Raw genomic sequence first — 12789 nt, 5'->3', positions numbered from 1 at the left:
CGTCGCTCACCAAGATCATGACGCTTTATGTCCTCTTTTCGTACTTGCGTGCGGGATCGATGACGCTCGACTCCGAGCTTGTCGTCACCCCGCACGCGGCAAGCCAAGCGCCAACTAAACTGGGCCTCAAGCCCGGAAGCACCATCAAGGTCAAGGACGCGATCTACGCGTTGGTCACCAAATCCGCGAACGATGCCGCCGCGACGATTGCCGAGAACCTAGCGGGCACCGAGGCGAATTTCGCGCGCGTTATGACGCAGAAGGCCCGCAGCCTCGGCATGAGCAACACGCTTTTCCGCAATGCCTCGGGCCTGCCAGATCCGGAGCAGATCACGACCGCCCGCGACATGGCGCTCCTCGCGCAGCACGTGATCCGCGACTATCCGGAATATTACGATGTCTTCGAGGCCCGTTATTACACGTATAAGGGGCAACGCCTGCGCAACCACAACAAGCTGCTTTTCGGATACAAGGGTACCGACGGCATCAAGACCGGATATACCCGCGCCAGCGGCTTCAACCTCACGGCATCCGTGCGACGCGATAACAAGCACCTCCTCGGGGTCGTGCTCGGAGGCCGCACGGGCAGCCAGCGCGATGCTGCGATGCGTTCCCTCCTTGACCAGCATTTCGCGAAGGCCGCGGTTGTGAAGCCCGGCGCGAGAGCTCTCGTCGCCTCCGCGAAGCCCGGTCCGCAGCCGCCATCTCCGCCGCGACGGCCGACCTTTGCCATGGCCTCAATGGTGCCCGCGCCCAAAACTACAAAAGCTCCCAGGGACGTGGCCTATACAGAAGAAGGCGATATCGGCGAGCCGGCGGAGCCCGTTCGGGCGAGCCTTGCGTCGCCGCCGCGAACGAATCCTCGGCTTCCCGCATTCCGCGGCGACTACCACGTGCAGGTGGGCGCCTTCATGTCGCAAGCCGACGCGGAGAATCGCCTCGGCAGGGTGCAGCAGCGTGCTCCGGAACTCCTAAGCGGCTATCAGCCCTTCACCGCGAGCTTCGAGAAGAATGGCTCCGAATGGTACCGGGCTCGCTTCGCCGGTTTCACGCAGTCGAAGGCGGCCGATACTTGCGCCGTGCTGAAGAAACTGTCGCTCGACTGCATCGTGATGCGCGCCGAGTAGCTGTGGGCACTACGCGCGCCCCAGCAGAACTTCCTTCGCCTCGTTGATCCGGGCGGCGAGGTAGTTCGATCCGCCCTGGTCGGGGTGCATCTTCATCATCAGCATGCGATGCGCCTTGCGGATCTCGTCCTCCCTGGCGCCTAGAGGCACACCCAGGACGGCACGCGCTTCCTCCAGGCTCATGCTCGCGGTTCGCCCTCTCCGCCGGCGCTTCTCGGCTCTCGGACCGCCGCCAGCGGCTTGGTCGCGCCAAGCAGGCATGCGCCACTGCAGATAGGCTTCCATCAAGCTCAAATCCTGAACGTCGCCGCCGCGCAATTCGTCCAGCAATTTCATCAGCTCCGTGTTGCTCAAGGACGAGAGCGAACGCCCCGCGAAGCGTCCCTTTAGGCACCGCCCCTCCATGTGCCCGGTGTCGTGTTCGAGCTCCATCTCGAGGCCTGCGCTGCGCACTTTCGAAGTCTGGCCCGGCGATTTATCCGCGGAGCCGAACGGATTGCCGAAGCCGGGCACGCCCTTTCCCAGGAGAGAAAGCCCGAACACGCCGAGCGGAATGGCGAGGGGAATAGCGCCGCGAATGAAGAGGAAGGCCGCGGCGGCTAGCGCCAAGCCTCCGAGGGTCTTGCGCAACGCCGCTGTCAGACGCTGCGGGCTGGCCGAGGCAAATCCACGCGCGGCGAGGATCAGCAGCAGCAGCAGAGCAAGGCCGGCGAGGAAATACGGCATGGAGGCTGGTCAGCCGAGCTGTTCGAGGAGACGCGTGGCAGCGCCGCCCTGCGCCTGCTCGCTCAGATCCTGCAAGGCGCGACGCCCGCCCGCAGCATAGACCGCGACCGCGGCGAGCAGCTCGCGCAATTGCCGTGCCGAGCCGGCGTCAAAGCGACAATAGGCGCCGTGCGTGAGCCGCGCGATCTCCTTGAACGCGCGTTGCGCCTTTGCCTCGCTCCCCTCCTGAAACAGGAAGACGGGAACGCGCAGAAGGCCAAGCTCGCCAGCGCGCTGGCTCAATTCGTCGATATTCTCCTCCATGCTGTCGCCAACATAGACGAGCGCGCCGACTTTGCCGCGCTGCGCCTCGCGACGCGCATGCGCCAGCACTTTGCGAATCTGCGTGTAGCCGCCCTGGCAACCGACCTGCCGCATCAGTCCCGCCAGCGCATCCGGATTTGCGACCCATTTGCTGGCCCGGCACTCGTTGAAACCGCGGAAATAGACGAGCTGCACGTCGAGGCCGCCGACTTGCTTCACGGCACGGAACATATCGGCTTGAAGCTCGAGCGCCATATCCCAGGTCGGCTGGCGGCTCATGGTCGCATCCATCGCAAAGATCAGCCGCCCGCGTCCTTCGCCGACCGGGCCGAGCCCTTTGACCTGATCGATAAAAGCATCGACCTCGGCGCTCGAAGAGCGGGCGCTAGCGACATCGCGTTGCTCAGTCTTTGCCGGGGGTTTGGGCGGCGGCATTCTCTTGTCACTCCAGACGGTTGCGTCGACGTAAAACATGGTCCTTTGCCCGCCCCCCGGCAATGGCACTGGGCGCTCAAAGCTCATCCGATCCGGCAGCGAGCAAGCTGGCGTTGCCGCCGGAGGCGGTCACATCGGTGGCACGCACCCGTTCCAGTGCGAAGGCTTGCAGGTAATGCGGTCCTCCGGATTTGGGTCCGCTCCCCGATAAACCCTCGCCGCCAAAGGGCTGCACGCCGACCACCGCGCCGATCTGATTCCGGTTCACATAGAGATTGCCGACCTTGACCTTGGCAGCGACGAAGTCTGCGGTCGCCTCGATCCGGGTGTGCAGGCCGAGGGTCAGACCGAAGCCGCTTGCATTGATGGCATCGCAGACCGCACCCAAATGGTCGCCTTGATACCGAACGACATGCAGGATGGGGCCGAATACCTCCCGCTGGAGCACGTCCAGGCCGGAGATCGCGTAGATCGCCGGTGAGACATAGGTGCCGTGCACGTGCGCATCGCCGAGCGGCAGATCGAGCAACTCGCGCTGCGAGTGTCGCATCTCGCGCTTATGCTTCTCGAGTTCGTGCTTCGCTTGGGCATCGATCACCGGCCCGACATCGGTCGCGTAGTCGAGCGGATCGCCGATCTTCAATTCTCGCGCCGCGCCGAGCAGCATCTCCAGGGTGCCATCGGCAATCTCCTCCTGGAGGAACAGAACGCGCAAGGCTGAGCAGCGCTGACCGGCGCTGTCGAAGGCGGAAACGAGCGCACCGTCCACGACCTGCTCCGCCAACGCCGACGAATCCGCGATCATGGCGTTGAGGCCGCCGGTCTCCGCGATCAGCCTCGCGATGGGCCCGTCGCGCGCGGCAAGAGCGCGATTGATCGCGATGCCGGTGTCGGTGCCGCCGGTGAAGGCAACGCCGTTGACGCGGGGATCCCGCACCAGCGCCACGCCGATGGTCTCGCCGCTGCCCGGAAGGAGATGCAGCACGTCGCCGGGAACACCAGCCTGTTGCAACAGCGTCACCGCCCGCGCGGCGACAAGTGAGGTCTGCTCGGCGGGCTTCGCCACGACCGCATTCCCCGCCCCAAGCGCTGCTGCCACCTGTCCGGTGAAAATCGCGAGCGGAAAGTTCCAAGGCGAGATGCAGGCAAACACGCCGCGGCCATGCAGGGTGAGTTCGTTCGTCTCGCCCGTCGCGCCCTTGAGGCGAAGCGGCTCGGCGAAATTGCACCGCGCTTCGGACGCGTAATAGCGCAGGAAGTCGACCGCCTCGCGCAAATCGCTCTGCGCGTTGCCGAGCGTCTTGCCGGCCTCGCGCACCATGAGGCCCATCAGGTTGGCACGGTCGGCCTCGAACAGATCGGCCGCCCGTTCCAGAATCGCGGCGCGCGCGGCGCCGCCTCTTCGGTCCCAGTCCGCGCAGGACGCAGTGGCAGCCGTGAGCGCGCGATCGACCGCCCCCGCATCCGCTTTGCGGCACGTGCCCACCACTGCCCGGCGATCGTGCGGAGACCTGATCTCGATCGCTTCTCCATCGCGCAGCATCTCCCCTGCCACGATGGGTGCGGCTTCCGCCGGTTCCGCAAGCCCTTTAATGATCGAAGCCACCAGCGTCTCACGAGTGACCTTGTCCCAGAGCGGCAGACCAAGGCTGTTCCGCCTCCCGGGCTGGAAGAGATCCGGCGGCGCCGGGATGGATGGATTGGCGTTCGCCGCGAGAGCGGCGGCTTTCTCGAAGGGATCGGCGACGATGGCTTCGATCGGCGCGGCGTCGTCGGCCAAGCGGTTGACGAAGGAGGTGTTTGCGCCATTCTCAAGCAGCCTGCGCACGAGATAGGCGAGCAGATCCTTGTGGCCGCCGACCGGTGCATAGATGCGGCATGGCCTACCGAGCGACTGCGGATCGACGACCTCCCGGTGCAACGCCTCCCCCATGCCGTAAAGGCGCTGAAACTCGAAAGCCCGATCGCCGGCCATGAAGTCGATGGCGGCGATACTGTGAGCGTTGTGGGTCGCAAATTGCGGATAGAAGCAGTCAGGCCGCGCGAGCAGCTCCCGCGCGGCGGCGAGATAGGCAACGTCAGTATTCACCTTGCGCGTGAACACCGGATAGTCCGCAAGGCCTGCCTCTTGCGCCCATTTGATCTCGCTGTCCCAATACGCGCCCTTGACCAGCCGCACCGGAATGCGCCGGCCCGTGGCGGAGGCGATTGCGGCGAGCCAGTCGATCAGCGGGATGACCCGCTTGCTATAGGCCTGGATAGCGAGCCCGAGCCCATTCCAGCCCCTGAGGCCGGGATCGGTCAGCAGAGCCTCGAACAGTCCGAGGCTGAGGTCGAGCCGGTCCGCCTCCTCGGCGTCGATGGTGATCGGTAGCCACGCGTCACGCATCGTGTGCGCAAGCTCTGTGAGGCGCGGCAGCAGCTCTTTACGCAGGAGCGAGGCTTGTGAGGACTGATAGCGCGGGTGCAGCGCCGACAGTTTCACCGACAGGCCCGAGCGCTCCTGAAGCTCGTCCTCATGCCGGTCGGTCGGCGGCCCCTCCCAATCAGCAATCGCCTCCGCGGCCTCGTGGTAGCGCGCTGCATGGCGCAAGGCGTCCGCGTCCGTCCGGGCCGCCTCGCCGAGCATATCGAAGGAGAAACGATAGCCCTTTCGTGATTCGGGCTCGGCATTGGCCAGCGCCTCATCGATCGTCTGCCCGAGCACGAACTGACCGCCGAGGATGCGCATGGCTTGGCGGAGCGCCCGGCGGATGAAGGGCTCCCCACTTTTTGCAACGAGACGCTGCAACATGTTGCCGGTGTCCCGGCCGTTCCCCATGTCCCCATCGAGGATGCGGCCGGTCAACATCAGGCCAAAGGTCGAGGCATTGACGAGAAGCGAGTCGGAATGGCCGAGATGCCGCGACCAGTCGCCGCTGCCAACGGTGCCGGCGATGAGCCGGTCGGCGGTGGCGGCATCGGGAATGCGCAACAGTGCCTCCGCGAGGCAGAGCAGCAACACCCCCTCCCCGCTCGAAAGCCCATATTCATGCATGAAGGAATCGACGCTGCCGGCATTAGCCCGTCCCGCCCGCGCTGCCTGCACGAGACGGCGCGCGACGGTCTCAATGCGGCGCAGCTCATCATCGGGGAAGCGCGCCTGCGCGATGAGGCCTTCCACTAACGGTTTCTCTTCGGCCAGCAGGTTCGCGCTGATTCCGCGCCGGTCCGGGATCACGACGCTTTGGCCGATATCGAGCTTGGCTTCGCCCATGCAGCGAATCTAATCCTTTGCAGCGCGCCCAACCACTCTTGCGCGCTTTGATCCGGCTCAGAAACCAAAGAGATTATTAGCCCTACCGGAGAGTGGAGTAGCGCCCGGCCGCCGGACATGGGATGGCATGGAGGCAACGGAGACTGACATGGCCCGATCCATTGCGACTACCAGGACTGCCCCGGACCTCAGGGACCGCGTCGCCGCCTGGCGCGATGCCGGAAAAAGCATTGCGCTCGTCCCGACCATGGGCGCGCTGCATGCAGGCCATCTGTCCCTGGTAGCGCTCGCCAAGAGCAAGGCAGACGCGGTCGTTGCATCGGTCTTCGTCAATCCCGCTCAGTTCGGCCCGAAAGAGGACCTCGCGCTCTATCCGCGCGACGAGGCAGGCGATTTGGCAAAGCTCTTGGATGCCGGCGCCGCTCTCGCTTACGTCCCGGACGCGGCGGAGATGTATCCTCCGAGCTACAGCACCAGAGTGAGCGTCGGCGACCTCACTGACGATTTGTGCGGCGCGGCGCGGCCCAATCATTTCGACGGCGTCGCCAGCATTGTCGCCAAGCTCTTGATGCAGTGTGCCCCCGATATCGCCGTGTTCGGCGAGAAGGACTATCAGCAGCTGCTGGTGGTGAGGCGGCTCGTGCGCGACCTCGACATGCCGGTCGAGATCGTGGGAGGTCCCGTCATTCGCGAAGCGGACGGTCTCGCGCTTTCCAGCCGCAACGCGTATTTGTCGCCCGAGGAGCGCAAACGTGCACCGGTTCTGTTTCAGACCATCCGCGACGTCGCCGCCGATCTGGAGCGCGGGCGGGGCGCTGACGACGCCGCTCTTGCCGGCCGCTTCAAGCTGGAGGCGGAAGGCTTTCGCGTCGACTACGTGGCGGTGCGCGATCCCGACACGCTGCGCCCGCTGTCGGGCCCCGTGAAGCGCGCCCGCGTCCTGGCGGCTGTGCATCTCGGCCGGACGCGGCTCATCGATAACGTTCCGGTCCCTTCGCGCTGAGCCTAGCAGTCGATGAGGCGAAGCTCGCGCAACTCCTCGCGCATGCCTGGCGGTATGTCACCCTCTACCGCCGCCGCGCCTCGCGTGTCTGCCGCCGCATCCGCAGCATCGAGATAGCGCCAGCCCTGGAAGGCGCGCCTTGGATGCGGCCGCGTGGTCACAAGCTCGCGATCCAGCACAATGCCGCAACACGCCGTGCCGTCGTCCTTCCGATCTGGGCGGAGATCGACGACACGCTGGCGCACAAGCACGAAGCCCTTGATCACCCAATAGAGCGAACCGCCATCCAAGACCTCGTCCCGGCGCTTCGGCGTCTGCCGGGTGCGGTGGCAAAGTTCGGCGGACTTGCCTGCGCGGACAAGACTTTTCAGCCGCTTCTCTTGCCAATCCGCAAGGTCCTGCACGGTCTCGACCCCGACGCAGAGCTTTATCAAATGCACCGTCATCGCGAGCTCAATGGGCGAGAAACAAGGGCGTGGTGGCCTGCTCCAGCATCGTAAGCGTCACGCCGCCGAGAATATATTGCCGCAAGCGCGAATGATGGAACGCGCCCATCACTATCATGTCGGCTTGAAGCTCCCGGCATGTGGTGAGAAGGATCCTGCCGATCTCGGCATCCCGCGCGTTCACCTGCATCACCTCCGCCGTCACGCCGTGACGCCGCAAATGCGCGACGATGTCGGTCGTCGGAATTTCGGTGTCCGAGGCTTGCGCGATGGAGGATGCGACCAGGAGCACGACACGCATTGCAGGCTTCATGAAGATCAGCGCATCGTTGAACGCCCGTGCGGCTTCCGCGCTGCCGTCCCAAGCGGCCACGATCGTTTTCAAACCGCTATTGGCAGGCACCGCGGGCACGATGATGACGGGGCGGCCTGAAGCGAACAGGCAGCGCTCGACCAGGGCGTATTGCCCGATCAGGGGATCGCCGTCGCGCGGCTGCCCCAGAATGACGATATCGAAGTTACGCGCGCACATCGCAAAGTCTTCCGGGAACTCGTCGCTGACGCACTGCACGAGCCGCCCTTCGGCCTTGATGCCCTCGAGCTCCGCACGCTCTTGAAATGCCTTGAGAGCGGCTTCGCTTTGCGTCTTCACGCTCGCCATGACTTCCGCCATGTCCGCAAAACCGACATCCGGGCCATAGAGCGGGAGAAGCGCGGTGGGAGCGAATGCGATGCCGACCAGGTGAGCGTCATGCGCCTTGGCGAGAGCGATGGCAAACGCCGCACGGGCCCTCGTGGCCTCCGCGCCATCCACATGCACGACCATATCCTTGATGCTCATGCTCCCCCTCTTCCCGCCTCGATCTTAGCCCGCCGCTCTTCCGCTCCCAACGCCTCCGGTTCTTATCCGCGCCGCGCGATGACGCGTCGGTGACCGCCCGTGCTGCACGCGTCACGGGGCTTTGAACAGGAGTGACAAAAGGCCGAGCTCAATCAGGAGTATAGGTCGACCGTGGCTTCGCGCCACGAATTGCCAAGCAACCTGCATAGGAGAGGAAGATGAAACTCAACGCAAAGTCCGGTGCTAGCATTGCCATGACCGCCGCCGCCCTAATCATCGGAGGCGCAACCCTGATCAGCGCCGTCAACGCCGCGGAAATCCAGGGCCGCTGCTTCGGTGTCAACGGCTGTAAGGGCCATGGCGCATGCAAAAGCGCAAAAAATGACTGCAAGGGCCACAATGCATGTAAGGGCCAAGGCTGGCTCGCCATGACCGACGTGAATTGCAAGGCTCAGAACGGCCAGTTTGAGAAGTCATAAGGCTCAACGATAGCCGGCCGCCATTCGAGCGGCCGGCTGCCCGCAATGCAGGAGGAGTGGAAGAAATGACCAGCGTGAAACCACCCTTTCTGGGGTTCGGATTGGGCCTTCGGGCGCAGCACTATGCCGAGATTCTCGACGGCGCCCCTGCCGTCGATTGGTTCGAGGTGATCTCCGAGAACTACATGATCCCGGGCGGCCAGCCCTTGCGCATCCTCGATCAGATTCGTGAGCGCTACCCGATCGTGATGCATGGCGTCTCGCTCTCCATCGCCTCCATGTCGCCGCTCGACATGGACTATTTGCGCGGACTGAAAGACCTCGCCGAGCGCGTCAATCCGAAATGGATCTCCGATCATCTCTGCTGGACCGGCGTGCACGGCGTAAACCTGCACGATCTCCTCCCGGTGCCATACACCCAAGAAGCGCTTGACCATGTGGTAGACCGCGTCGGCAAGGTGCAGGATTTCCTCGGCCGCCGCCTCACCCTGGAGAACGTGTCAAGCTACGTCACCTTCGGCCAGTCGGAGATGACGGAGTGGGAGTTCGTGAGCGAGGTGGCGCGGCGCGCCGATTGCTGGCTCCTGTTCGACGTCAACAATGTCTATGTCAGCGCCTTCAATCACGGCTTTTCGACCAACGACTTCCTGCACGGGGTTCCGCGCGACCGCATCGTGCAATTCCACGTCGCTGGTCACAGTCACGAAGAAAGCCATATCATCGACACTCACGACCATCCCGTCTGCGACGAGGTCTGGGACTTCTATCGCGAGACCGTCGCGCATTTCGGCCCGGTCTCGACCATGATCGAGCGCGACGACAACATTCCGCCGCTCGCTGAACTCGTGGACGAGCTTAACCATGCGCGGGAGATCGCGCAGGACGTTTTGGCGAATTCCCGTCTCGACGCCGCGGAATGAGCACGCTCAAGGAGTTACAGGAAACCTTCCAGCGCGGCATCCTTGCTGGCGACGATACGATCCTGGCCGAGGTCAATGACAGCGCCAGCGAAGACCGCGAGGTCCTGTTCGGCGTCTATCGTCACGCTTATGTCGCAAGGCTCGCGGAGGTTCTGGCAGCCGATTACGAGCAGCTTCACGCTTATATGGGCGATGCCGACTTCGCTCAGCTCGCCAAGGCCTATGTCGGTGCGCATCCTTCCGATCAGCGCAACGCCCGCTGGTTTGGCCGTCACCTCCCGGATTATTTGCGCCAGACTCCTGTCTATGCCGGCCATCCGGAGGTGGCGGAGCTCGCCGCGCTGGAGAAGGCTTTGAACGACGCCTTCGATGGCCCCAACGCCGAGCCCCTCAGCGTTCTCCACCTTGCCGCGCTGACACCGGAGGATTGGCCCGCCCTCGAACTCCGGCCACATCCCACCGCGATCCGTCTGAGCTTTGCGACCAACGCCGTGGACATCTGGTCCGCGTTGAAGGCCGAGACTGCACCCCCCAAATTGCGCGCGCTGGCGGAGCCGATAGTGGTGCTCGTCTGGCGGCAAGACGTCATGGCGCGGTTCCGACCTTTCGCCGCAGAGGAAGCCATGATGTGGAACGAAGCTGCCAAGGGCGTCCGCTTCGGCGCCCTGTGCGAGATGGTCGTGACCTTTGGCGGCGAGGATGGCGCCGAACTCCGCGCCGCGTCCTATCTCAAGAGTTGGGTCGACATGGGGATGCTGGCGAACCTCCAGCCTCGGTAGCGCCGGGCCGCACCAAATCGCAGCCGAGATTGGTGGCCAGCGGCGCTGGCAGTAGCGCGTCGGATCGCGCGCTCACCCAATACGCGAACAGCCCCACCCATTCCCGCGCTGCGACATCCACACGCCGTAACCCTTCCGACACCTTGTCGAAGGGACGCGTGAGATCGGCAGGCCCGCGCGTGCGGTAATCCACCGGCCACGGCTCGACCGCGAGCCCCGCCTCGCGAAACACGCCCATGGCGCGGGGCATGTGATAGGCCGAGGTGATGAGCAGCCAGCGCTTTCCGTTCCCGAGCGCGCCACGCTTTTCGAGCTCGGACTTAAGAAACACGGCATTTTCATAGGTGTCGCGCGCGTTGGCTTCGAGAATGAGCTGGTCACGCAGGATGCCCAGCTCCGTCAAGAGAGCGCCCGCGCCCGCGGCTTCGCTATCGGATTTATAGAGGAGACCGGCGTCGCCCCCGGAGAACGCGATCTTGGCTTGCGGAAACAGGCGCGCCAGTATCGCGGCTTCCAGCATCCGCTCGCCGGCTTCGTTCAGCGTTGGCGCTCCGCGCGCCTGACCGACCAAACGATCCTCCGCGCCACCAAGCACGATGAAGCCTGACGGCGCAGGCTCCGCGTCGAGATTGGTGCGCGGGAAGCGATCCTCGAGGGGAAGAATGAGAGCATTGCCGAGCGGCGACAGCCCCGCCACCAGCAGGAGCACCGCGCCGGCACTGACAAAGCGCCGGCCCCACCGTGCCCAGCCGGTCCAGATCAGGACCGAGCCGTAGCCGATCAGAAGCGCGATCAGCGTCGAGGGCTGCAACAGAAACCACAGCACTTTGGCGGCGTAGAAGAACATCGTGCCTCGAAGCGCCCCTACACCAGCCACATCGCGGCAAGCCCGAGAAAGGCGAAGAAGCCGACCACGTCGGTGACGGTGGTGACGAACACGCCCGAGGCAATGGCCGGATCGAGATCGAGGGCATCGAGCGCGAGGGGAATGAGGATACCCGCCAGTGCCGCGATGATGAGATTGACGATCATCGCGGCGGCGATGACGAGCCCGAGCGGGGTATCGCCGAACCACAACACCACGATGGTGCCCATGATGGCCGCGAAGACGAGGCCATTCAGAACGCCGACTGCAGCCTCACGTCCGATGACACGCGCGGCATTCACCGATCCGAGGTCCTGCGTGGCGAGCGCGCGCACCGCCACGGTCATGGTCTGAGTCCCCGCATTGCCCCCCATCGACGCCACAATAGGCATCAGCACCGCAAGCGCCACCATCTGCTCAATGGTCGCATCAAACATGCTGATCACCGCCGAGGCAAGAATGGCGGTCGCGAGGTTCACGAGCAACCAGGTGAAGCGGCGCTTCGTCGTTTGCCAGACGGGGTCGGAGACCGATTCGCCAGCGACGCCACCCATGCGCAGAATGTCCTCCGAGGCTTCTTCCTGAATGACCTCCACAACGTCGTCGGCGGTGATGACGCCGACCAGGCGCCGGCCCTCGTCGATCACGGGTGCCGAAGTGAGATTGTAGCGCTCGAACTGTCGCGCCACTTCCTCCTGATCGGATTCGACAGGAATGGGGCGAATGTCTCGTTCCGTGATCGTATCGATATTGATCGGGCGCTTTGAACGGAGCAGGCGGTCAAGCGCGACCGAGCCGATCAGATGGAAGGCGGGATCGACGACGAAGATTTCGTAAAAGCGATCCGGAAGCTCCTGCGAGTCGCGCATATAGTCGATAGTCTGCCCGACCGACCAGAACGGCGGCACCGCGATCAGGTCGGTCTGCATGATGCGCCCGGCGGAGTCTTCCGGGTATTCGAGGCTGCGCTCGAGGTTGGCGCGTTCGAACGACGGCAGCTTGGCGAGAATGTCGGACTGATCTTCCTTGTCGAGATTCTCGATCAGGTAGACCGCTTCGTCGGAGTCGAGCTGCTGCAGGGCATCTGCGACCTGCTGGTTTGGCAGCGTGTCGAGCACCTGATCGCGCACGCCCTCGTCGAGCTCGGAGAGCGCGGCCGCGTTGAACTCGTGACCGAGCATGCTGATAAAGGGCGCGCGCTGATCCGGCCGCAGCAGCTGGATCAGATCGGCAAGGTCCGCCTCGTGGAGCTTAAGCGTGAGGTCCCGGGATTTTTCAGCGTCACCCTCATCGAGGGCAGCCTGTACGGCATGCAGGAAATCGGAGCGCAGCGCGCCCTCTTCGTCGCGGAGCTGAACTTCACTCGCGGCGTCCTGCATCGAAAAGTCCGATCGCCGTTTTGACAGCTTCAGGCGGGAAAGGCCGCGTCCCGAGAGCGGGCACCGACGCCCAAGGAGGCGAGCGGATTGCCGCTTCCGGCCTGCAAACACAGGCACGACATAAGAGAACTAAACGCTGGTTGGAACAGAAATTCCAGCCCAAAAAGGCTCCCGCCGCGGAAGGCGAAACGCCTTGTGCGACAGGTTTAGGAAAGTGGTGCGGTCGAGAG

At 64.2% G+C, this 12789-nt stretch carries 12 protein-coding genes; 5 read left to right on the top strand and 7 right to left on the bottom strand.

Going from position 1 to position 12789, the window contains the following annotated elements:
- A partial coding sequence (locus ACR2J1_RS04700; RefSeq protein ID WP_434018186.1) for an SPOR domain-containing protein occupies positions 1-1127 on the top strand: 1127 nt, incomplete at its 5' end.
- Between the two features lie 9 nt (positions 1128-1136).
- Here ACR2J1_RS04700 and ACR2J1_RS04695 read toward each other — a convergent pair.
- Genes ACR2J1_RS04695 through putA form a run of 3 tightly spaced genes read right to left on the bottom strand, consistent with a single transcriptional unit; the run spans position 1137 to position 5847 of the window.
- The gene (locus tag ACR2J1_RS04695) at positions 1137-1853 is read right to left on the bottom strand and encodes a DnaJ domain-containing protein (RefSeq protein WP_434018185.1); all 717 of its coding nucleotides are present in this window, start codon (positions 1851-1853) and stop codon (positions 1137-1139) included.
- Positions 1854-1862: 9 nt separating this feature from the next.
- Positions 1863-2630 (bottom strand): VWA domain-containing protein, encoded by a 768-nt coding sequence (locus ACR2J1_RS04690; protein ID WP_434018184.1) that lies wholly within the window; start codon positions 2628-2630, stop codon positions 1863-1865.
- A gap of 37 nt (positions 2631-2667) precedes the next feature.
- Positions 2668-5847 carry a bifunctional proline dehydrogenase/L-glutamate gamma-semialdehyde dehydrogenase PutA gene (gene putA / locus ACR2J1_RS04685; RefSeq protein ID WP_434018183.1) on the bottom strand — a complete coding sequence of 1060 codons (3180 nt, stop codon included), beginning with the start codon at positions 5845-5847 and terminating at the stop codon, positions 2668-2670.
- A 148-nt stretch (positions 5848-5995) separates the two neighbouring features.
- Between putA and panC the strand changes: the two genes are divergently transcribed.
- Complete coding sequence (panC, locus tag ACR2J1_RS04680; RefSeq protein WP_434018182.1) at positions 5996-6850, top strand: pantoate--beta-alanine ligase; 855 nt, start codon at positions 5996-5998, stop codon at positions 6848-6850.
- A gap of 2 nt (positions 6851-6852) precedes the next feature.
- On the opposite strand, the gene ACR2J1_RS04675 is transcribed toward panC, so the two are convergent.
- Both ACR2J1_RS04675 and ACR2J1_RS04670 read right to left on the bottom strand, forming a co-directional pair.
- A complete protein-coding gene (locus ACR2J1_RS04675) occupies positions 6853-7296 on the bottom strand; it encodes a DUF1489 family protein (RefSeq protein WP_434018181.1) in 444 nt (147 codons plus the stop codon).
- 7 nt (positions 7297-7303) lie between these two features.
- Positions 7304-8137, bottom strand: a complete 834-nt coding sequence (locus tag ACR2J1_RS04670) for a universal stress protein (RefSeq protein WP_434018180.1) — start codon at positions 8135-8137, stop codon at positions 7304-7306.
- Positions 8138-8355: 218 nt separating this feature from the next.
- Between ACR2J1_RS04670 and bufA2 the strand changes: the two genes are divergently transcribed.
- From bufA2 to ACR2J1_RS04655, 3 genes are all read left to right on the top strand, one after another.
- A complete protein-coding gene (gene bufA2, locus ACR2J1_RS04665; protein WP_434018179.1) occupies positions 8356-8616 on the top strand; it encodes a BufA2 family periplasmic bufferin-type metallophore in 261 nt (86 codons plus the stop codon).
- 65 nt (positions 8617-8681) lie between these two features.
- Positions 8682-9536 (top strand): MNIO family bufferin maturase, encoded by an 855-nt coding sequence (gene bufB, locus ACR2J1_RS04660; protein ID WP_434018178.1) that lies wholly within the window; start codon positions 8682-8684, stop codon positions 9534-9536.
- Complete coding sequence (locus ACR2J1_RS04655) at positions 9533-10315, top strand: HvfC/BufC family peptide modification chaperone (RefSeq protein ID WP_434018177.1); 783 nt, start codon at positions 9533-9535, stop codon at positions 10313-10315. The genes bufB and ACR2J1_RS04655 overlap by 4 nt, the downstream gene beginning before the upstream one ends.
- Here the strand turns inward: ACR2J1_RS04655 and ACR2J1_RS04650 are convergent.
- Positions 10266-11162: a YdcF family protein gene (locus ACR2J1_RS04650; RefSeq protein ID WP_434018176.1), complete on the bottom strand. Its 897-nt coding sequence runs from the start codon at positions 11160-11162 to the stop codon at positions 10266-10268. The genes ACR2J1_RS04655 and ACR2J1_RS04650 overlap by 50 nt on opposite strands.
- A gap of 17 nt (positions 11163-11179) precedes the next feature.
- Entirely contained in the window at positions 11180-12559 is a 1380-nt protein-coding gene (mgtE, locus tag ACR2J1_RS04645; protein WP_434018175.1) for a magnesium transporter, read from the bottom strand.
- Positions 12560-12789: the final 230 nt, after the last annotated feature.

The sequence above is a fragment of the Methyloceanibacter sp. genome (genome assembly GCF_050999895.1).
Classification (GTDB): Bacteria; Pseudomonadota; Alphaproteobacteria; order Rhizobiales; family Methyloligellaceae; genus Methyloceanibacter.
The sequence above is the reverse complement of the archived record's forward strand: the minus strand, read 5'-3'. Positions and strand labels throughout refer to the sequence as shown.

Excerpts from the sequence above, each read along its gene's own strand:
- ACR2J1_RS04695 (WP_434018185.1), bottom strand. The coding sequence starts at position 1,853 with ATGCCGTATTTCCTCGCCGGCCTTGCTCTGCTGCTGCTGCTGATCCTC.
- ACR2J1_RS04690 (WP_434018184.1), bottom strand. The coding sequence starts at position 2,630 with ATGTTTTACGTCGACGCAACCGTCTGGAGTGACAAGAGAATGCCGCCG.
- putA (WP_434018183.1), bottom strand. The coding sequence starts at position 5,847 with ATGGGCGAAGCCAAGCTCGATATCGGCCAAAGCGTCGTGATCCCGGAC.
- panC (WP_434018182.1), top strand. The coding sequence starts at position 5,996 with ATGGCCCGATCCATTGCGACTACCAGGACTGCCCCGGACCTCAGGGAC.
- ACR2J1_RS04675 (WP_434018181.1), bottom strand. The coding sequence starts at position 7,296 with ATGACGGTGCATTTGATAAAGCTCTGCGTCGGGGTCGAGACCGTGCAG.
- ACR2J1_RS04670 (WP_434018180.1), bottom strand. The coding sequence starts at position 8,137 with ATGAGCATCAAGGATATGGTCGTGCATGTGGATGGCGCGGAGGCCACG.
- bufA2 (WP_434018179.1), top strand. The coding sequence starts at position 8,356 with ATGAAACTCAACGCAAAGTCCGGTGCTAGCATTGCCATGACCGCCGCC.
- bufB (WP_434018178.1), top strand. The coding sequence starts at position 8,682 with ATGACCAGCGTGAAACCACCCTTTCTGGGGTTCGGATTGGGCCTTCGG.
- ACR2J1_RS04655 (WP_434018177.1), top strand. The coding sequence starts at position 9,533 with ATGAGCACGCTCAAGGAGTTACAGGAAACCTTCCAGCGCGGCATCCTT.
- ACR2J1_RS04650 (WP_434018176.1), bottom strand. The coding sequence starts at position 11,162 with ATGTTCTTCTACGCCGCCAAAGTGCTGTGGTTTCTGTTGCAGCCCTCG.
- mgtE (WP_434018175.1), bottom strand. The coding sequence starts at position 12,559 with ATGCAGGACGCCGCGAGTGAAGTTCAGCTCCGCGACGAAGAGGGCGCG.